The 20,908-nt window shown below is 39.1% G+C and carries 18 protein-coding genes; 15 read left to right on the top strand and 3 right to left on the bottom strand.

What is annotated here, in order from left to right; translation table 11 throughout:
* Positions 1–33 precede the first annotated feature (33 nt).
* From proB to argH, 5 genes are all read left to right on the top strand, one after another.
* Positions 34–804 carry a glutamate 5-kinase gene (gene proB / locus OOZ15_RS02100; protein ID WP_265954081.1) on the top strand — a complete coding sequence of 257 codons (771 nt, stop codon included), beginning with the start codon at positions 34–36 and terminating at the stop codon, positions 802–804.
* A complete protein-coding gene (locus OOZ15_RS02095; protein WP_265954053.1) occupies positions 801–1,736 on the top strand; it encodes an N-acetylornithine carbamoyltransferase in 936 nt (311 codons plus the stop codon). Before proB ends, OOZ15_RS02095 begins: the two co-directional genes overlap by 4 nt.
* A gap of 161 nt (positions 1,737–1,897) precedes the next feature.
* On the top strand, positions 1,898–2,671 hold the full coding sequence (argB, locus tag OOZ15_RS02090; protein WP_265954052.1) for an acetylglutamate kinase: 774 nt from the start codon (positions 1,898–1,900) through the stop codon (positions 2,669–2,671).
* A 5-nt stretch (positions 2,672–2,676) separates the two neighbouring features.
* A complete protein-coding gene (locus OOZ15_RS02085) occupies positions 2,677–3,738 on the top strand; it encodes a M20 family metallo-hydrolase (RefSeq protein WP_265954051.1) in 1,062 nt (353 codons plus the stop codon).
* A gap of 134 nt (positions 3,739–3,872) precedes the next feature.
* Positions 3,873–5,150, top strand: coding sequence for an argininosuccinate lyase (gene argH / locus OOZ15_RS02080; protein WP_265954050.1), 1,278 nt, complete (start codon positions 3,873–3,875; stop codon positions 5,148–5,150).
* An 18-nt stretch (positions 5,151–5,168) separates the two neighbouring features.
* Here argH and OOZ15_RS02075 read toward each other — a convergent pair whose 3' ends face one another.
* The gene (locus OOZ15_RS02075) at positions 5,169–5,705 is read right to left on the bottom strand and encodes an NADPH-dependent FMN reductase (RefSeq protein WP_265954049.1); all 537 of its coding nucleotides are present in this window, start codon (positions 5,703–5,705) and stop codon (positions 5,169–5,171) included.
* Between the two features lie 147 nt (positions 5,706–5,852).
* Here OOZ15_RS02075 and OOZ15_RS02070 point away from each other — a divergent pair, with 147 nt between their 5' ends.
* Positions 5,853–6,740, top strand: a complete 888-nt coding sequence (locus OOZ15_RS02070; protein WP_265954048.1) for an aldose 1-epimerase family protein — start codon at positions 5,853–5,855, stop codon at positions 6,738–6,740.
* Positions 6,741–6,915: 175 nt separating this feature from the next.
* On the opposite strand, the gene lpdA is transcribed toward OOZ15_RS02070, so the two are convergent.
* Together lpdA and OOZ15_RS02060 are read right to left on the bottom strand one after the other, a co-directional pair.
* Entirely contained in the window at positions 6,916–8,319 is a 1,404-nt protein-coding gene (gene lpdA, locus OOZ15_RS02065; protein ID WP_265954047.1) for a dihydrolipoyl dehydrogenase, read from the bottom strand.
* 438 nt (positions 8,320–8,757) lie between these two features.
* On the bottom strand, positions 8,758–9,216 hold the full coding sequence (locus tag OOZ15_RS02060; protein WP_265954046.1) for an Lrp/AsnC family transcriptional regulator: 459 nt from the start codon (positions 9,214–9,216) through the stop codon (positions 8,758–8,760).
* A gap of 180 nt (positions 9,217–9,396) precedes the next feature.
* Between OOZ15_RS02060 and OOZ15_RS02055 the strand changes: the two genes are divergently transcribed.
* The 9 genes from OOZ15_RS02055 (at position 9,397) to OOZ15_RS02015 (ending at position 20,859) form a co-directional block, all read left to right on the top strand.
* The gene (locus tag OOZ15_RS02055) at positions 9,397–10,599 is read left to right on the top strand and encodes an aminotransferase class I/II-fold pyridoxal phosphate-dependent enzyme (RefSeq protein WP_265954045.1); all 1,203 of its coding nucleotides are present in this window, start codon (positions 9,397–9,399) and stop codon (positions 10,597–10,599) included.
* A gap of 175 nt (positions 10,600–10,774) precedes the next feature.
* Entirely contained in the window at positions 10,775–12,229 is a 1,455-nt protein-coding gene (nhaC, locus tag OOZ15_RS02050; RefSeq protein ID WP_265954044.1) for a Na+/H+ antiporter NhaC, read from the top strand.
* 208 nt (positions 12,230–12,437) lie between these two features.
* A complete protein-coding gene (tpx, locus tag OOZ15_RS02045) occupies positions 12,438–12,941 on the top strand; it encodes a thiol peroxidase (protein WP_265954043.1) in 504 nt (167 codons plus the stop codon).
* Positions 12,941–13,294 (top strand): diacylglycerol kinase, encoded by a 354-nt coding sequence (locus OOZ15_RS02040; RefSeq protein ID WP_265954042.1) that lies wholly within the window; start codon positions 12,941–12,943, stop codon positions 13,292–13,294. The genes tpx and OOZ15_RS02040 overlap by 1 nt, the downstream gene beginning before the upstream one ends.
* Positions 13,295–13,357: 63 nt before the next feature.
* Positions 13,358–15,784 carry a DNA translocase FtsK gene (locus OOZ15_RS02035; protein WP_265954041.1) on the top strand — a complete coding sequence of 809 codons (2,427 nt, stop codon included), beginning with the start codon at positions 13,358–13,360 and terminating at the stop codon, positions 15,782–15,784.
* 193 nt (positions 15,785–15,977) lie between these two features.
* Positions 15,978–16,625, top strand: a complete 648-nt coding sequence (gene lolA1, locus OOZ15_RS02030; RefSeq protein WP_265954040.1) for an outer membrane lipoprotein periplasmic chaperone LolA1 — start codon at positions 15,978–15,980, stop codon at positions 16,623–16,625.
* 72 nt (positions 16,626–16,697) lie between these two features.
* Positions 16,698–18,161 (top strand): LptF/LptG family permease, encoded by a 1,464-nt coding sequence (locus OOZ15_RS02025; RefSeq protein ID WP_416337303.1) that lies wholly within the window; start codon positions 16,698–16,700, stop codon positions 18,159–18,161.
* A 22-nt stretch (positions 18,162–18,183) separates the two neighbouring features.
* Positions 18,184–19,341 (top strand): 3,4-dihydroxy-2-butanone-4-phosphate synthase, encoded by a 1,158-nt coding sequence (gene ribB / locus OOZ15_RS02020; protein ID WP_265954038.1) that lies wholly within the window; start codon positions 18,184–18,186, stop codon positions 19,339–19,341.
* Between the two features lie 30 nt (positions 19,342–19,371).
* On the top strand, positions 19,372–20,859 hold the full coding sequence (locus OOZ15_RS02015; RefSeq protein WP_265954037.1) for an SLC13 family permease: 1,488 nt from the start codon (positions 19,372–19,374) through the stop codon (positions 20,857–20,859).
* Positions 20,860–20,908: the final 49 nt, after the last annotated feature.

The raw sequence follows: 20,908 nt of genomic DNA, 5'->3' as shown, positions 1-20,908 counted from the left end.
ATACGCCAGTATGGCTAACCGATAATGAACCCACTGTCTAAAAAAAGAATAGTATTAAAAATAGGTTCGAATACCCTCACTAGGGAGACCAACCATATTTCCCGTGGCAAAATAGAAGATATTGCCCGACAGATTGCCATGCTTAAAGATCAACACGAATTTATTATTGTGAGTTCGGGCGCTGTTGCTGCCGCCAAACAATTTGTTCATCTGGAAAGTAACGGAAAGGAAATCACCGTAAAACAAGCACTTGCCTCCATTGGTCAGTTACACTTGATGCGGATCTATCAGGAGAATTTCAGGGAATTAGGATTGCTCATTTCCCAATGCCTCCTCTCCTACTCAGATTTTAAGAGCAAAACATCCAAAGAAAACATCATCAACACCATTTCCGTTTTATTGCAGAACGATTATATCCCGATCATCAATGAAAACGATACGGTAGCCACCGATGAAATCCGTTTCGGGGATAATGACAAACTGGCTGCTATGACTGCAGAACTCCTTCAAGCCGATCTGCTTATTATCGCTACCAATACCAATGGCATTTACACCAAACAGTCAATTTTGAACAAGCAACCGGAGACCATTCGGGAAACTGTCGGTTTTGAAAATCTGATCAAAGAAGTAGCCGATGCGAAATCATCACACGGCACCGGAGGGATGCGATCTAAAATAGAGGCGATAGAAATAGCCATGTCGAACAATATAGAAACCTGGGTGGTTAATGGATTGCAGGAGAATTTCATTATCAATGCCATCGAAAACAAAATTCCATTTACCAAAATAAAAACCAACACATGAAACAATATATCGACCTAGAAGATATCAACAATGTTGATCAGTTGATTCAACAAGCCATACAATTGAAATCCGATCCCTTTGCACACAAACAACTAGGTAAGAACAAAAGTATCGGAATGTTATTTTTTAATTCCAGTTTGCGAACCCGTTTGAGTACACAAAAAGCAGCTCAAAACCTGGGGATGAATATCATGGTCATGAATCTGAATTCAGAAGGTTGGGGACTTGAGTTCGAAGATGGAAGCGTGATGAATGCCGGTACAGCAGAACATATCAAAGAAGCTGCTGCTGTTATTTCACAATACGTTGATGTGATCGCCCTAAGGGCTTTTCCTTCTCTAACCGATAAAGTCAAGGATGAAGAAGAACAAATCATACGAAGCTTTCAAAAATATGCCTCGGTCCCTGTTGTGAATATGGAAAGTGCTACTGCACATCCATTGCAAGCCTTGACTGATGCCATTACCATTCAGGAATTCAAACAAAAAGAGCGACCTAAAGTGGTTCTTACTTGGGCTCCGCACCCAAGGGCTTTACCTCATGCGGTTCCCAATTCGTTTGCCAAAATGATGCAAATGATCGATGTGGATTTCTGTATCACACATCCAGAAGGCTACGAACTGAATCCGAAGATCACCGGGAATACACCAATCGTTTACAATCAAAACGAAGCCTTGAAAGATGCCGACTTCGTTTACGCCAAAAATTGGAGCTCTTATCAAGATTACGGACAAATAAAAAGTACCGACGAAAGCTGGATGCTCACCCTTGATAAAATTAAAGCGGCTAAATTTATGCACTGTTTACCGGTAAGACGAAATATGATTGTTGCTGATGAAATATTGGACAGTGATCAATCACTCGTAATCCAACAGGCAAATAACAGAACTTATGCAGCCCAGGCGGTTTTAAAAGAAATATTGGAAGACTGAAGATTGAAGTCAGAAGTCGGGAGTCAGAAGACCGAAGTTGTAGTCCTTGTTCCCTCTCCTTTGGAGAGGGTTAGCCTGCCTGCCGCAGGCTGGAGTGAAGCGGTTCCATGTGTGCAACAATTTTTTTGCACATTTTGGATATTGCAAAAAAAATTAAACACATGAAAACATCCATTGTAAAAATAGGCGGGAACCTTATTGAAGACGAGAACAGCCTTGACACTTTATTGAAGAATTTCAGTAAAATTGAAGGCCTTAAGGTGTTGGTGCATGGCGGAGGAAAAAAGGCTACCCAAATGTCTGCTAAACTGGGGATTGAAACCCATATGGTCGACGGACGCAGAATCACGGACAAAGACACCCTTAATGTGATCACTATGGTTTATGGCGGACTGGTAAACAAAACCATTGTTGCCAAGTTACAAGCGCTCGATTGTAACGCTGTTGGGCTATCCGGTGCTGACCTAAACAGCATCAAATCGATGAAGAGGCCTGTAAAAACGTATGATTTTGGATTTGTTGGTGATGTTACCGAAGTAAACTCCAAGATGTTTTCCTTGCTGCTCAACAATGGAATCTCTCCTGTATGTTGTGCGATCACACATGACGGAAACGGACAACTATTCAACACCAATGCCGATACGATTGCTTCTGAAATTGCCATTGCTTTAAGCAATAATTTTGAAACCGAATTGTATTATTGCTTTGAGAAAAAAGGGGTCTTGAGAAGTATTGATGATAAAGATTCCGTAATCACCGATATCAACAGTAAAAGCTATTTGGAGTTATTAGAACAAAACATCATCGCTGATGGTATGCTGCCAAAACTGCACAATTGTTTTAACGCTGTAAAAAACAATGTTTCAAAAGTCTTTGTCGGGAATATTGATATGATAGCAAATCCGGATCAATTAAAAACAACGATAACACTTTAAGAAAAATGACAATAGAACAACTAACCAAAGAAGCCATAGAACTCTTAAAATCCCTTATCCGTACACAATCATTTTCAACGGAAGAGGAAAAAACAGCCTTGCTTATCGAAGCTTGGTTCAAAAAATACGATATCCCTTTCCAAAGGGAAAACAACAATATTTGGGCTTTTAATGAAGATTATACCGAAGGAAAGCCTTTGTTGTTGCTCAACTCTCACCACGACACCGTAAAACCAAACACCGCCTACACAAAAGACCCTTATGATGCACATATCGAAGACGGAAAATTGTATGGCCTAGGGAGTAATGATGCCGGTGGGTGTTTGGTCTCGCTCATAGCGCTTTTTACCTATTTTTACCATCAGAAAGGCTTAAAATACAATCTTGTTATCGTTACTTCTGCTGAAGAAGAAAATTCCGGTCCCAATGGACTTAATTCAGTTTTAAAACACCTTCCGGAAGTTGATGTAGCCATTGTAGGTGAACCTACCTTGATGAACCTTGCCATTGCTGAAAAAGGCTTGGTAGTTTTTGATGCCGTGGTAAAAGGGACTCCTAGCCATGCTGCACACCCAAATGATGATAACGCTATTTACAAAACCATCGAAACCCTGCAGTGGTTCAAGGATTACAAATTTAAAAAAGTATCTGAGGTTTTAGGGCCTGTAAAAATGACTGTCACACAAATGAGTGCCGGTAACCAGCACAATGTAGTCCCTGCGGAAGTCAATCTCGTTGTCGATGTACGCGTAAACGACCAATACAGTAACCAAGAAATATACAACCTTTTAAAAGCCTCGGCTCCGTGTGAGCTCAAACCAAGGTCGTTGCGATTGAATTCATCGGCGATCCCCAAAGAACATGCTTTGGTACAAGCCGGAATAGCGCTGGGGAGAAGCACATATGGTTCCCCTACCCTTTCAGACCAGGCAACACTGAGTTGTCCGTCTTTAAAATTAGGCCCAGGGGATTCCACACGATCACATTCAGCCAATGAGTTTATTTATGTAGATGAAATTAAAGAAGGGGTCGAACTGTACATCAAATTGCTGGAAAAGGTATTGTAATTGAATATTAAAGATTAAAAATTCTTAATTTCGATACTCCCGACGCTTCGGGATTCTTCATTTCATTATGAAAAATCGAATTGACGAACTTGAATTTTACACACAGATCAGCTTATTAACTATACAACAACATTATGAAACTTTGGGAAAAGGGTTTTTCAACAGATAAAAAAATAGATATTTTCACCGTGGGATCCGATAGGGAATTGGATCTTGTAATCGCAAAATACGATGTTATTGCCTCGACTGCACATGCCAAAATGTTGTCCAAAATCGGACTCATCGACAAAACAGAAGAGCAAGCACTTGTGAAAGAACTCGCCAATATTGGTAAATCTATAAAGGAAGGGACATTTACCATCGAAGATGATTTTGAGGATGTACATTCCAAAATTGAGTTTCTGCTTACGGAAAGACTGGGTGATACCGGAAAGAAAATCCACACCGCCCGTTCACGAAACGATCAGGTTTTGGTGGCTGTAAACCTTTACCTGAAGAATGAATTATCTGAAATCAAACAAAACACCAAGGCGCTTTTTGATCTCCTGATCGACTTGGCAGATAAATACAAAGAAGAATTACTGCCCGGTTATACACATTTGCAAATTGCCATGCCTTCTTCTTTCGGTTTGTGGTTTTCGGCCTATGCCGAAAGTTTGGTAGACGATCTTCACTTTATCAATGCCGCCATAAAAATTGTGGATCAAAATCCGCTGGGAAGTGCCGCCGGATACGGAAGTTCTTTCCCTATTGATAGGGATTTCACCACTTCAGAATTATCATTTGAAACTTTAAAATACAACGCCGTTGCAGCACAGATGAGCCGAGGAAAATCGGAAAAAAGCACAGCCTTCGGTCTCAGCAGTATTGCCTCGACATTGGCAAAATTCTCGATGGACATTTGCCTCTATATGAGTCAGAATTTTGATTTTATTTCGTTTCCCAACGAACTTACCACCGGTTCGAGTATTATGCCACACAAAAAGAACCCGGACGTGTTTGAACTCATCAGAGGGAAATGCAACAAAATACAAGCTGTTCCCAATCAGTTGGCGATGTTGACCACCAACTTACCGAGTGGTTATCACAGGGACCTTCAGCTGACAAAAGAGATTATTGTACCCGCCATTCAGGAGTTAAAATCCTGTTTGGAAATGATGAGCTTTTCCATCGAAAACATCCAGATAAAGAAAGATATTTTAAAAGATAAAAAATACGATTACCTCTTCAGTGTAGACACATTAAACGATTTGGTATTGAGCGGAGTTCCTTTTAGAGATGCCTACAAACAAATGGGTATGGCGATCGAAAAAGGTGAATTTGTTCCGAAAAGGGATATCAAACACACCCACAAAGGTAGTTTAGGTAATTTATGTTTGGACGAAATTAGAAAGAAAATGAAGGCTGTCTAACCCACAGCCTTCTCAAAATTATAGTTTGCTCAAAAAGTCTTCCAACAATTCTTTGTGTTGAGCTTTTAGTTCTTCATTCGTGATAGCGCATTCTTCTTTTGAGAAATTATCGTTGAAAGAAGGCAGGGAAAAAACATGATCAACAACAGCTCCGAAACGCGGTAGCATATTTTGGGTAACAGTAATAGATCCTATGGCTCCTCTTCCGCCGCCGGAAGTTCCCATTAAAAATACCTGTTTTTCATTTAAAAACTTCCTATCAACCCTCGACAACCAATCGATCAGGTTTTTAAAATAAGCTGAAGGATTGCCATTGTGCTCGTTTACACTAATAATTACCCCTTCCGACTCTACAATATCTTCTTTCAGTTCGATCAAGGAATTTTTATATCCTTCTTCCTTTTCAAGGTCTTCGCTAAACATCGGAAAAGGCATATTAGCCATGTTCAGCAGTTGAATATCAAAATTGTCGATTAAGGTAACCGTATATTGAACCAGTTCGTAGTTGATAGAAGTAGAAGAATTACTTCCAGCGAAAGCAATAACTTTTTTCACACGTTTAAAATTTTATGATTACTTAAAAATTAATCCCCGCTTTTTCTGAGAAAATGATTAAACAAGTATTCTAATATACCGAAGTTTTTCGAATAAATAAGCTGGTTTTCATACTTTTGAAAAGTGCATATCAATTAATTAAATTCTATGAAAGATTCTGAAAAACTTAGCATAAAAAACAACATTTTAAAAATAGAAATCACTAAAATTGGGGCGGAACTTTGCAGTATCACAAATCAAAATGGACAGGAATTTATTTGGCAGGCTGATCCTGATGTGTGGGGAAGTCATGCTCCAGTGCTTTTTCCAATTATCGGCGCACTTAAAAAAAATAAGTTTTATTACCAAGGCAAAAAATACAGTGTTCCCAAACACGGATTTATAAGGCATAACAAGAATCTAATTGTTACCGATCATAAAGAAAGCAGCATCACTTTTCAGTATAAATATGATAAGAAAACCCTAAAGGATTATCCTTTTGAGTTTGAATTCAATTTGACTTTTTCTCTTGACAATAACAGCCTTAACGTCAATCATGAAATTATCAATCACGGAGCAAACCCCATGTTTTTCTCCCTCGGTGGGCACCCTGCATTCAAATGTCCGCTACAGGAAAATGAAAACTACAACGATTATTTTTTGAAATTTGAAAAGAAAGAAGATTCCATTCGGCATTTAATCAACAATCAAGGACTTCAAAACGGAAAAACACAAGATTTTTTCAATAATACTGATATGCTGCCTTTGAAACACGATCTTTTTAAAGATGATGCACTTATTTTCAAAGACCTGAAATCAAAAGAGATCAGTCTAAACCACATAACAAAGGGGAAAATTTTAACCATAAGCTACAAGGATTTTGACTATGTAGGCGTTTGGGCCAAAACCAATGGTGATTTTGTGTGTATCGAACCTTGGTTGGGTATTACCGATCACGAAGACACCGACGGAAATTTTGAAACCAAAGAAGGTATCTTAAAACTGGACGCTAAGCGTAGTTTCAATGCCAGATACTCAATCAGTATAGATTTTTAAAGGGCATGATTAAATTGAATACATACTAGAAAAAACTAAACCAAACTGTCATCCTGAGCCTGTCGAAGCATAATTTACTATAAAGCAATAGGTCTTCGACAAGCTCAGACTGACAAATCAGGTATACCTAGGGCTTTTTAGACAGTCTCTTGTTTGTATAGATATTCTAATTCATCTATGCATGCAGTGGTCTGCTATCGGTAGCATCCAATGCAGCCTCTTTTACAGCTTCAGCATAGGTTGGGTGTGCATGACTCATACGTGAAATATCTTCAGCGCTGGCCCTGAATTCCATTGCGGTAACAGCTTCAGCTATCAAATCGGCTGTACGTGCTCCGATCATGTGAATTCCTAATACTTCATCTGTTTCAGCATCAGCTAAAATTTTCACAAAACCATCGATATCCATACTGGCTCTTGCCCTTCCTAAAGCTCTCATTGGGAATTGCCCTGATTTATATTTTACCCCGGCTTCTTTTAGTTGCTCTTCCGTTTTTCCTACGGCAGCCACCTCGGGCCATGTATAAACTACTCCGGGAATTAAATTGTAATCGATATGCGGTTTCTGACCGGCTAAAGTTTCAGCGACCAAAACGCCTTCTTCTTCGGCTTTGTGTGCCAACATCGCTCCTTTGATCACATCTCCAATGGCGTAGATATTGGAGACATTAGTCTGTAAATGATCGTTCACTTCCACCTGCCCTCTATCGTTGAGTTTCACACCGGCTTTATTGGCGTTCAACCCATCTGTATATGGACGTCTTCCTACAGCTACCAAACAGTAATCCGCTTCAAAAGATACTTCTTTTTCTTTTTTGTCGTCAGCCTTGATGGTCACTACATCCCCTTTTCGGCTTACTTCTTTTACTTTGTGTTTTGTATAGAACTTGATGCCTCTCTTTTTCAACGATTTTTGAAGTTCTTTAGACAAGGCTCCATCCATACCGGGAATAATCCTATCCATGAACTCCACTACAGAAACTTCAGCTCCCAATCGGCTGTACACTTGTCCTAATTCCAAACCGATAACACCACCACCAATGATCACAAGATGTTTTGGAACCTCTTTCAGTTTTAAAGCTTCGGTTGAAGTGATAATACGTTCCTTATCAATTTCAATAAAAGGCAAAGCCGAAGGCTTAGAACCTGTAGCGATAATCGTATGCTTAGCCTCTATCTCTTCTGTTTTTTTATCTTTTTTGATTTCAATATGTGTAGCATCCTTAAAGCTTCCCATTCCGTGGTAAACATCGATCTTGTTCTTATCCATCAAAAAATCAATTCCCTTCGTGGTTTGATCGACCACCCCTTGTTTACGGGCAATCATTTTTTCAAGGTTTATCTTTACGTCTCCCGGAATTTCGATTCCGTGTTCTTCAAAATGACTTACAGCATCTTCATAATGGTGAGAAGAATCCAAAAGTGCTTTCGACGGAATACAACCTACATTCAGGCAGGTTCCCCCTAAGGTATCATATTTTTCGATTATGGCTGTTTTCATACCCAGTTGCGCACAGCGAATGGCTGCAACATAGCCTCCGGGTCCCGAGCCTATTACGGCTACATCGTATGAGTTCATATTATGTTTTTAGAATGACTTTAACTTTAATTATATGGAGAAACAAAAATACAAATGTTTTACGGGACGGCAACATCCTATCATTTTAAAAATCATAAGACATCACAACAAGAACGTTATAATAATAACTTGATGGGGAGTCAGGAGTCAGGAGTCTGAAGCCCGAAGTCGGAAGTCAGGAGTCCGAAGTCGAAGTAATAATCTTAAAATAAGACGTTTATCATCAACTCACCCACATGAAACGTATATATAAGTAACGGGTGAAACCATAACAGGGCTATAATAGAGGGGGTGTATATATCAAACACGCTATATATACGATATATATACGGCATATATACGGTATAAATACGTTATAACTATATCTTATCCGTGGAGTATCTAAGAGTATGACCCTTCCCTGATCTTTATGTTATAAAAACTTGGAGGTCTTTAATCTTAGAGGCTAAATACAGTGGTGTTTTTTACTTCTTCGATCATAAAAATGCTATGGGTACTTCCTATGTGTTTTAAGGAGGTCAGTTTTGAAGTCATAAAATCGCGATAGGCAGGCATATCAGCCACGTTCACTTTTAAAATATAGTCGTAGTCCCCACTTACGTGATAACATTCTAAAACTTCAGGAAGTTTAATCACCTCATTTTCAAATCCGATGACATGTTCTTTGGAGTGTTGTGTTAAACGGACATGACAGAAAACAACAAAGGATTTATTAATCTTCTTTTTATCCAATAATGCCGTGTATCCCTTTATTACTCCTCCTTTTTCAAGTTTTCTAATACGTTCGTAAACCGCAGTTTTAGAAAGATTTAGCTGTACCGACAGTGCTTTTGTGGTCTGTTTGGCATCTTCTTGAAGTAATTCTAATAAGGATTTATCTGTTGCATCTAGTTTCATCTGCTCAGTTTTTTTGTAAAGTGAATATTGTTCGCTTTACCAGATTCATTTTAGCAAAAATAAGAACATATATCTTTAATATTAATAACATATAGAAAATTAAACTAATTTATTACATATATATTGATTTTTAATCTTAATAATGTTTATTTTAAAGTACATAAATCTAAATCAATTACAATGAAATTCAATCCAGCAGACCGCATACAAGATCTACAATATTTTGGCGAATTTGGAGGCGTAAACCCATCCATATCAGATTCATCCACTTACACCTTTCTATCTGCCAAAACGATGTTTGACACCTTTGAAGGAAACACAGAAGGCTGTTACCTATACAGCAGGCACTCCTCCCCTTCAAATTTATACCTCGGAGAAGCCATGGCGGCCCTTGAGGGGACTGAAACAGCTAACGTCACCGCAAGCGGAATGGGAGCTATTTCTGCTGTCATTATGCAGTTGTGTAATGCAGGCGACCATATTGTTTCCAGCCGAACAATTTACGGGGGCACCTATGCTTTTATGAAAAATTTTCTTCCAAAGTTCAATATTAAAACATCGTTTGTAGATACCACCAATATCGAAAAAGTAGAAGCCGTCATTACAGAAAACACCAAGGTCTTATATTGCGAAACTATCAGTAATCCGCTCTTGGAAATCACCGACATCAAAGCATTGGCCGCTCTTGCAAAAAAACACAATCTTCCTTTGGTCGTAGACAACACCTTCTCCCCGCTTAGCGTAGCTCCGGCAACATTGGGAGCCGATATTGTCATCCATAGTTTGACCAAATTTATAAACGGAAGCAGTGATGCCGTAGGTGGTGTTGTTTGCGGGACAACTGATTTTTGTTTAGGTCTGAAAGATGTTAACGACGGTGCCGGAATGCTTTTGGGAAGCACAATGGACAGCTTAAGGGCTGCTTCCATTTTAAAAAATATGCGTACACTGCACATCAGAATAAAAAAACACAGTGAAAATGCAATGTATTTAGCTGAAAATTTTGAAAAAAACGGATTGAAAGTGGTTTATCCCGGGCTGAAATCACACACAGGACACAAAACAATGAAAAAGCAAATGAACCAAGAATATGGTTTTGGAGGTATGCTCACCGTCGATGTAGGCTCCTTGGACAAAGCCAATAAATTGATGGAAATGATGCAAGAAAAGAATCTTGGATATTTGGCTGTAAGTCTCGGTTTTTACAAAACATTATTCAGTGCTCCAGGCAGTTCCACTTCTTCTGAAATCCCTGAGGAAGAACAAAAGCAAATGGGATTATCTGATGGTTTGATTCGTTTTTCTATTGGGATAGATAATGATATAGAACGCACCTATGAACGTATGAAATCTTGCATGCAAGAACTAAAAATAGTAAACTGATAAGCTGTTAATCAGGTTATAATATAGTATTAAATTATTAATTTAAATAAAAATATTCAAAATACTGGTTTTAAACTATTTAAAAATTAATATATAAAATTTTCTACTAGCGTATGCAAGCAGAACTTGCATAACAATTCGTAAAATCGTAACATTACAACATCAAACATATTTAATGGAAGACGAAAAGATTAAGCAAAACAAAGAGCTCAACATTTGGGAAGCTCTTATCCCCGTTTTTATATTGGTTGCCCTTTTGGCATTTAATGTTTTTGTTTTTGGCGATGACGCCCTTAGTGGCTCCAATCAGTTTATCCTTTTGATTGGAGGTGCTGTGGCTGCTATCGTAGGTATTTTTAATAAGGTATCTTACGAGCAAATGCTGGAAGAAGTGGCCAATAACATTAAATCAACTGCCGGAGCTATTCTTATCCTGCTCTTTGTAGGAGCTTTGGCAGGCACTTGGCTCATCAGTGGCGTGATTCCTTCCATGATTTATTACGGTCTCCAAATTTTGAATCCGACTTTCTTTTTGGCGGCATGTGTAATCATTTGTGCTATTATTTCCATTGCAACAGGAAGCAGTTGGACCACCTCTGCCACCGTAGGTATCGCCTTGATAGGAATTGGCGACGCTTTGGGTATTTCTTTGGGGATGACTGCCGGTGCAGTAATATCCGGGGCGTATTTTGGTGATAAAATGTCTCCACTAAGTGACACCACCAACTTAGCGCCCGCCATGGCAGGAACTGACTTGTTTACGCACATTCGCTATATGGCATATACAACCGTTCCCACAATTGTCATTACGCTTATTATTTTTACTATCATAGGCTTAAATCTGGACACTTCGGCAACTCCCGATACAGCTTCGCTACTCACAACAATCGACGCATCATTCAACATATCACCCTGGTTGTTTATTGTTCCGGTGGTGGTTATTTTTCTGATTATTAAAAAGGCTCCGCCACTCTTAGCTTTATTAGTGGGAACCTTATTGGGCGGCGTTTTTGCTCTGTTTTTCCAGCCTGAAATCGTAAAAAGTATCACAGGCGCTCAAGACTTGACATTCATTTCAGGATATAAAGGAGTGATGAACGCCATAACAGTAGACACAGTAGTAGAAACCAATAATGAAAAACTAAACGACCTATTCTCCTCCGGTGGAATGGCAGGAATGTTAGGGACCATTTGGCTCATTCTTTGCGCGATGGTCTTTGGAGGCATCATGGATGCTATTGGTGCCTTGGCAAAAATCAGTAAAGCTCTTTTGACTGCTTTCGATTCAGTATTCGGACTCTTCGCAAGTACCGTAGCTAGTTGTTTAGCATTGAATGTAACGGCATCTGACCAATATTTGGCCATTGTCGTTCCCGGTAAAATGTATGCCAAAGCCTATAAGGACAAAGGTTTGGCCCCGGAAAACCTCAGTAGAACCCTGGAAGATTCTGGAACAGTCACCTCGGTTCTGGTGCCATGGAACACCTGTGGTGCGTATCAAAGTGGTGTTTTAGGAGTTGATACTACTGCATATATCGGATATGCCTTCTTCAATTATATAAGTCCGTTTATGACATTGCTCTATGCTGCCTTCAACATTAAGATCAAGCAATTGAAAGGGAAGATATAGATCGATTCCAGACACAACACTACTCTATTTTTATAACTGAAAATTACTCAAATTGCGGGATTTTTAGAGTTTCTTATGATAAAATGGCTCCATAAACGTCCTGATGAGTACCTGAAAAAGTAAAAAGTCATACTTTAAATATCCTCAATTATTAATACCTTTATAAACTCATTTAAAAGAGTTCCACACCAAAAAAAATAAAATCATTATGGCTACAGTAACATTAAAAGGAAATCAAATCCATACATCAGGGGAATTGCCTCAAAAAGGCAGTACAGCTCCCGATTTTTCATTAGTAAAAACAGACCTCTCCGCTACGTCCTTATCAGATTATAAAGGCAGCAAGGTAATTCTTAATATTTTTCCAAGTGTCGACACCGGGACTTGTGCTACCAGTGTGCGGACTTTCAATAAGGAAGCTTCAAAATTAGGAAACACAAAAGTGCTTTGTGTCTCAAGAGACCTCCCTTTTGCCTTGGGAAGATTTTGCGGAGCCGAAGGCCTGGAGAATGTCATTCCCGTATCCGATTTCAGGGCACATCAATTCGGAAAGGACTACGGACTTGAGTTCACCGACGGACCTTTGGAAGGGCTTTTAAGTAGAGTTATTATTGTTTTGGATGAAAATGGAAAAGTAATTCACACAGAACAAGTAGCAGAGATTGTTGATGAACCTGACTACAAATCCGCCTTGGTAGCGCTAAACGCTTAATGAAACGCAACAACACTATAAAAAGCATTGGGTACGCCTTAAAAGGGGCGTACCTGCTTTTAAAAACGGAGACAAGTATACAGATTCAAGCCATTATTGCTATTGTAATGACCATTGCCGGCTTCTACTTCCAATTGTCTTCCACAGAATGGATATTACAAATCCTAACTATTGCTTTGGTCATGAGTATCGAGGGGTTAAATACGGCCGTGGAAAAGATGGCCGATTTCATTCATCCTGAACACCACCACAGGATCGGTTTTATAAAAGACATTGCCGCCGGAGCTGTTTTTATAGCTGCCGTAGCCGCCATAATTATCGGGGCTATTATCTACATTCCCAAAATATTTTAAAAATATAAATAGAAACTGTACGTTTGTAATTTGTATTTTTGCTTTTAAATGTAAATGTAGCCAATGGCCAAAAAAAAGACCAAAACAAATAAAAAATCTGCTTCTAAAAAACTTCCGAAAAACAAGATTTCCAATCAGCATAAAATCATTCTTGGAAGCTTGTTAATGCTCCTAAGTATTGCTTGTGTTATCGCTTTTATTTCTTTTTTTTCCACTTGGCAAGAAGATCAAAGCTTACTTAAAGAATTTGGAGATCGCCAAGCTGAAGCCAAGAACTGGCTCAATAAATTCGGGGCATCTGTCAGTCATTTGTTTATTTACAGAGGTTTTGGAATAGCGGCTTTTATTTTTCCGATACTCCTCTTTCAAACGGGGCTACACCTCTTCCTTAACCTTCCGTTTAAAAAATTGGTTAACAGATGGTTTTGGGGAATCATCATAAGTATTTGGTTGGCCATTCTATTTGGTTTTTTTGCAGAAAGTGCTCCGCTTCTCGGTGGTGTTGTTGGTTTTGAAATGAACGATTTCCTTCGTGCATATATCGGTAAGATTGGTATTGGTTTATTGTTGTTGTTTATTCTGATCAGTTATTCGGTAATCCGTCTGGGTATAACTCCACAAAAGATAAAATCCTTATTCCAATCCACTCAAAAGGAATTCGACGCCGCTTTTAGATCAAGTAAAAAAGAGAAAACTGAAACAAGCTCTTCTGAAAAAACAGAAGAAGCTGTTACCGGTACAACCACTCTTCAACCGGAATCGACAACAAATTTAAATACAGATGCTGACACCACTTCTGATGTCGATATAGAAAATTCCTTCGAAATCAAATTAAACAAAGAGGAAGAAGAAGCCCCTACCCTGAAAAAAACAGGAAAAGAAGAAGATAGTGAACTGAAAATTGAGGTTAAAAAGGTAGAGGAAGAAAAAGAGGTCACCGATACCGATAAGCTATCGAACAAACTGGTAAAAGATTTTGGTGAGTTCGACCCAAAATTGGCTTTGAGCAATTATAAATTCCCTACCCTCGAACTTTTAAACGATTATGGAGCGGGAAGCATTACCATCGACCAAGAAGAACTTGAAGAAAACAAAAACAGGATTGTCGATACGCTAAAAAACTATAAGATCGAAATATCCCAAATAAAAGCTACCATTGGTCCAACAATTACTTTATATGAAATTGTTCCTGCTGCCGGAATTAGAATTTCCAAGATCAAAAACCTTGAGGATGATATTGCGCTTTCATTAGCGGCTTTGGGAATTCGTATCATTGCCCCTATCCCCGGAAAAGGAACCATAGGTATTGAGGTGCCCAACAAAAAATCGAGCATTGTTTCCATGCGATCGGTTATCGCCTCCAAAAGGTTTCAAAATGCTGAAATGGAATTGCCTATTGCTTTTGGGAAAAGCATCAGTAATGAAACTTTTGTGGTGGATCTTGCCAAAATGCCTCACATGTTGATGGCCGGTGCCACCGGGCAAGGTAAATCGGTTGGTTTGAACGCTATCCTGACCTCCCTCCTATACAAAAAACACCCGGCGGAGGTGAAATTTGTGCTGGTAGACCCCAAAAAGGTAGAACTTACGTTATACAACAAAATAGAGCGTCATTATTTGGCGAAATTACCAGATACTGAAGATGCGATCATTACAGACAATACCAAAGTGATTAATACCCTGAATTCTCTTTGTATTGAAATGGACAACCGTTATGAACTGTTGAAAAAAGCAATGGTTCGTAACCTTAAAGAATATAACGCTAAATTTAAAGCACGAAAGCTGAATCCAAATGACGGACATCAATTCCTGCCTTATATCGTATTGGTTATTGATGAATTTGCCGACCTTATTATGACAGCCGGTAAAGAAGTGGAAACGCCTATTGCCCGTTTGGCACAGTTAGCAAGGGCTATCGGAATCCATTTGATTATCGCTACACAGAGGCCTTCAGTAAACGTAATTACCGGTATTATCAAAGCCAATTTCCCGGCCAGGGTTGCTTTTAGGGTTACTTCTAAAATTGATTCCAGAACCATTTTGGATTCCCCGGGGGCTGATCAGCTTATTGGACGTGGAGATATGCTTTTCACACAAGGAAACGATCTCACAAGATTGCAATGTGCCTTTGTAGACACTCCTGAAATTGACAAAATAACCGATTTTATAGGATCACAACGTGCATATCCTGACGCACATCTGTTACCGGAATATGTAGGGGAAGAGTCTGGCACAGGAGTTGATGTAGATATAGCAGAACGCGACGCACTGTTCAGGGATGCCGCCGAAGTGATCGTTACAGCACAACAGGGTTCTGCCTCCTTATTGCAACGAAAACTGAAACTGGGGTACAACCGAGCCGGGCGAATCATCGACCAATTGGAGGCTGCGGGAATCGTAGGGCCATTTGAAGGCAGCAAAGCCAGACAGGTTTTAGTGCCCGATATGGTAGCTTTGGATCAGTTGTTGAGTGATGAAGCTAATCAGTAGTTGATATAATTTAGTCAACTACCTCGGAGCAAGTCTGTCTACGAGCCGTCGCCAAAGGCAGCCGAGACACCCACCTGAATGACACAGTCGGGTTAAGCAGAAAAAACTTAAAATAACTAACATTAAACAGTTATCCTGAGCACAGTCGAAGGATTATACCTTGAACTTTAAATAAAATATAAAGAAAAGAGACATGAAAAAGATCGGATTTTTAATAGCATCGTTAGTAATTACCTTATCAGTAAACGCCCAAAACGACAGTAAGGCTAAAGCTTTGCTCGACGAGGTTTATAACAAGGTAAAAAGCTATGACAACATATTTATCGATTTTAAATATGCATTAGACAATAATGCTGAAGACATCCATCAAGAAACCCGCGGGGATGTGACCCTCCAAAAAGAAAAATACCTTTTTAATTACATGGGCGCTACCAAAATGTTTGATGGAGAAAAAACATATACACTGATTCCTGAAAATGAGGAGGTTGTTATTGAAAGTGAAGTTGATGATGAAGGTGATGTGATCACTCCGTCAAAAATGCTTACTTTCTATCAGAAGGGATTCAACTACAAAATGGATATTCTACAAAATGTAAAAGGACGAAAAATCCAATATGTAGAATTGACACCTATTGACAGTAATTCAGAAATCAAACAGATTTTATTAGGAATAGATGCTCACACCAAACACATCTATAACCTGATTCAAACTGGAAAAAATGGCACAAAGACGACCATTACTGTTAATTCTTTTAAAACAAACCAACCTCTTTCAAAATCCTTGTTTATTTTTGATGAAGCCAAGTATGAAGATGAAGGGTATTATATCATAAGAAATTAAGCTTTGAAGATATTAGATAAGTATATTTTATCGAGGTTTCTCTATAATTTCATCAGTTCTTTTGTGATACTGATGTTCATTTTTATTTTTCAGGCGATTTGGTTTTTTATAGACGAATTTGCCGGAAAGGACATCGATTTGGTTATCGTAGGGAAGTTTTTATTCTACTACTCCCCTAACCTTGTCCCCAATGTGTTGCCACTTACAATTTTGCTGGCATCTATCATGACGTTTGGGGCTATGGCCGAGAACTATGAATTTGCTGCCATGAAAGCCTCGGGCATTTCGCTGTATCGAGCCATGCGAGGGCTTATCATCTTCATTACCTTTTTAAGTATAGGAACTTTCTTTTTTGCCAACAATATTATTCCTGCCGCTGAATACAAATCGTATAACTTGCGAAGGAATATCGCCCAACTAAAGCCAGCCATGGCTATTACGGAAGGGGTTTTTAGTACTGTAGGGGAAGATATCAGCATGAAAGTAGATGATAAACACGGTGAAGATGACCGACAGTTGAGCAATGTCATTATCCATCAACTTTCCGATGGTGGCATGAACAACAAAGTTATAAAATCTGTAGACGGTGAATTGATCAGTAGTGAAGCTTCTAATATCCTGAAATTAGCGCTCATAGACGGAAATTATTACGAAGACATAAAAACCGAAGACCGCGACAAACGCGACAATTATCCATATGCAAAGGCCAATTTTGAGAAATATACCATGTATATGGATCTTTCTAAGCTAAATGATGTTGATCTGGAAGAACAAAAAGTTAAAAACACCTTTAAAATGCTCAATGTAAAAGAGCTTGATTATGCCATCGATTCTATAAAAGAAGACCATAGAAAGATATTTAACAATTTTGGAGAGAATGTATATAAAAGATCAGGAGCTGCCAACCTAAACCTAAACCCCAGAAGGGTAAACAAAAACAAAAAAACGCCTCCCGTAAAAGCTGAAAAAATAAAAGAAACGATTGCTCAGGAGAAAGAAAAAGAAAAAACTGATGTAGTGTTTAAGGGGAGTATAGACAGTATCATCAACCTGTTTGAAGTTTACAGGAAAAACCAACTGGTAGATATGGCGATAAACACCATAAGAAATACCAAATCGACCCTTGCAGGAAAAAAATGGGATCTCAACAGAAGGATCAAGCTTTACAACAGTCACATTCTTTCTTTACATCAAAAATACTCCTTGCCATTTGCCTGCTTTATCCTGTTTTTTGTAGGTGCACCACTGGGTGCCATCATTAGAAAAGGAGGGTTGGGCTTACCCATGGTTTTGGCCATCGGTCTTTTTCTGACCTATCACTTCATTCGTATTTTTGCCAAAAACTATTCAGAAGACGGAAGTATACACCCTATTATCGGGGCATGGATGGCGACAGTTATTATGCTTCCCTTAGGAATTTTCTTAACGCGAAGAGCTACAGCAGACAAGGCTCTGTTTGATTCCAGCAACTTTATAGAAAAAATATCAAGTTTCTTCAGATTCTTTAAGAAAAAGGAACCGAAAACATCAAATTAAGTATCTTTGATAAAATTTTGCAATGAATACAAATACAGCAATGGCTGCATCAGATATTAAACTCAATACCATAGAAGAGGCTATAGCCGATATCCGCAAAGGAAAAGTTATCATTGTTGTAGATGATGAGAACAGGGAAAATGAAGGCGATTTTGTTGCTGCGGCAGACATGGTAACTCCTGGAGTGATCAATTTTATGGCAAAATACGGTCGTGGATTGATCTGTACCCCACTAACTGAAAAGCGATGTCAAGAACTTGATTTACACCCCATGGTAGGAAACAATACCGACCCCATGGAAACCGCCTTTACCGTATCGGTCGATCTGAGGGGAAAAGGTGTAACCACCGGAATTTCTGCAGGGGACAGAGCCAAAACAGTAAAAGCATTACTCGATCCCAACACCAAATCCTTTGAATTGGCACGACCGGGACATATTTTCCCTTTGGTAGCCAAAGAAGGAGGAGTGTTAAGACGTACAGGACACACTGAAGCCGCGATTGACTTTGCTCGTCTGGCCGGACTTAAACCCGCCGGGGTTATTGTTGAGATCATGAACGAAGATGGCTCCATGGCTCGTCTTCCGGAACTGTATGAGGTAGCCCAAAAGTTAGATCTAAAGATCGTTACCATTGAAGATTTAGTGGCCTACAGAATGCAACACGATAGCCTGATCGAGAGAAAAGAAGATTTTGATGTTGAAACCCGCTTCGGAAAATTCAGATTAAGAGCTTATAAACAGACTACAAATAATCAAATTCACATCGCCCTTACAAAAGGAACATGGAAGGTTGACGAACCGGTATTGACCCGTATCAATTCTACCTTGGTCAACAATGATATTTTAGGGACCCTAACCAACAACGCCGATAAAAAACTGGACGATATGTTCAAGTCTTTAAATCGGGAAGGGGCAGGCGCTATTGTTTTTATCAATCAAGAAAGTCATTCTTTAAATCTCCTGAACCGATTGGCAGGTCTGAAAAAATTGCAGGCTGAAGGGAAAGGAGTAATAAAAGCTCCAAAAATCATCATGGACGCCAAAGATTTTGGGATTGGAGCTCAAATTTTACACGACCTCGATATTTCAAAAATAAAATTGATGTCCAATTCCTCACAAACAAAAAGAGTGGGAATTATTGGCTACGGACTGGAAATAGTTGAATATGTAAATTATTAAGGTTATTTTGGGTGGTAAAACATCCCCAATATGACACAAAATAAAACAGCAGGCACTGTAAACTACAAACTCATCATTGCCGGAATCCTGTTTTTTATAGGCTTTGTACTGTTTATCAATCTCGATCCCGAGAATCCACAACTCACTTATACTGCCGCTATTGGTTTGCTTATGGCCTTTTGGTGGATCACCGAAGCCATTCCTATTGGAGCTACCTCCTTGCTCCCACTCATTCTCTTTCCTTTGTTTGGTATTTTAGACGGAAAGCTGGTTTCTGAAAGCTATATCAACTACATCATTTTCTTGTATATCGGGGGATTTATCATGGCGCTTACCATTGAAAAATGGAATCTGCACCAGCGTATCGCTCTCAAAATCCTGTCAGTTCTCGGTGGAAGTCCCTTTAGGATCCTTCTCGGTTTTATGTTTGCTTCTGCTTTTTTATCGATGTGGATGAGCAATACCGCAACAGCCATGATGATGCTTCCCATTGTCCTATCCGTTATTACAACTTTAAACACCATTTATGCTGAACAAGATATGGGGAATTACAGTAGCGGTTTGCTTTTAGGGGTTGCCTATGGATGTTCCATAGGTGGTATATCCACATTGGTGGGCACTCCTCCCAACCTTTCGTTTATTAGGATTTATGAAATTATGTTTCCCGAAAATCCTTCTATCAGTTTTGGGAATTGGTTTGTCTTTGCGCTACCCATAAGTTTTATCATATTCACTATCACCTTATGGTATTTATATCTTCTGTTCAAACCCAAAAACGCATTGCAAAAACTTCCTCCTGATTTTTATACTGAACAATATAAATCTTTAGGAAAAATAACCCCGGAAGAGAAAAGGGTTTTAGTGCTTTTCATCACTCTCATCATTTTATGGATTTTTAGGGCTGATATTTCTATTGGAAATTTTGTCGTCCCCGGTTGGAGTAATCTGCTAAATACACCGGAATATATCAACGACGGAAGCATTGCCATTTTTATGGCAGTTCTCCTTTTTATGATTCCGTCCACCACAAAAAATAAAGCCTTGGCCAATTGGGATATCGCACTTCGCATTCCATGGCAGATTGTACTATTGTTTGGCGGCGGATTTGCACTAGCAAGTGGATTTGTAGAAAGTGGGCTCTCCAACTACCTCGGAAATGTTATTATCACTTCCGTAGAAGCCACACCCAACCAATTTATGGCTATTATCACAGCAACCATGAGCATTCTTACCGAATTTACCAGCAATGCTGCTACCACAGAAATGATGTTGCCCATTGTTGGAGGTTTGGCCAACGAATTGAATGTCAATCCGCTTTTATTGATGATTCCCGTGACCTTGGCCGGATCTATGGCATTTATCTTTCCGATCGCCACCCCTCCAAACGCTATTATCTACGGTGCCGGAAAGTTGACTATAAAACAAATGGCAACGACCGGTTTTGTTTTAAACATCATTGCCATTATTGTGATTTGTTTGATGACTCTGTTTTGGGGAGCTTTAATTTTTAACTTTTAGCCCTCTAAGCTCGGTTTTATTATCGGGCTTATCCCTGTGAAATATTCCT

It is taken from the genome of Galbibacter kalidii (assembly GCF_026241135.1).
In the GTDB taxonomy this organism is placed as follows: Bacteria; Bacteroidota; Bacteroidia; order Flavobacteriales; family Flavobacteriaceae; genus Galbibacter.
Note: the sequence above shows the minus strand (reverse complement) of the source record. Positions and strands in the feature narration are given on the sequence as shown.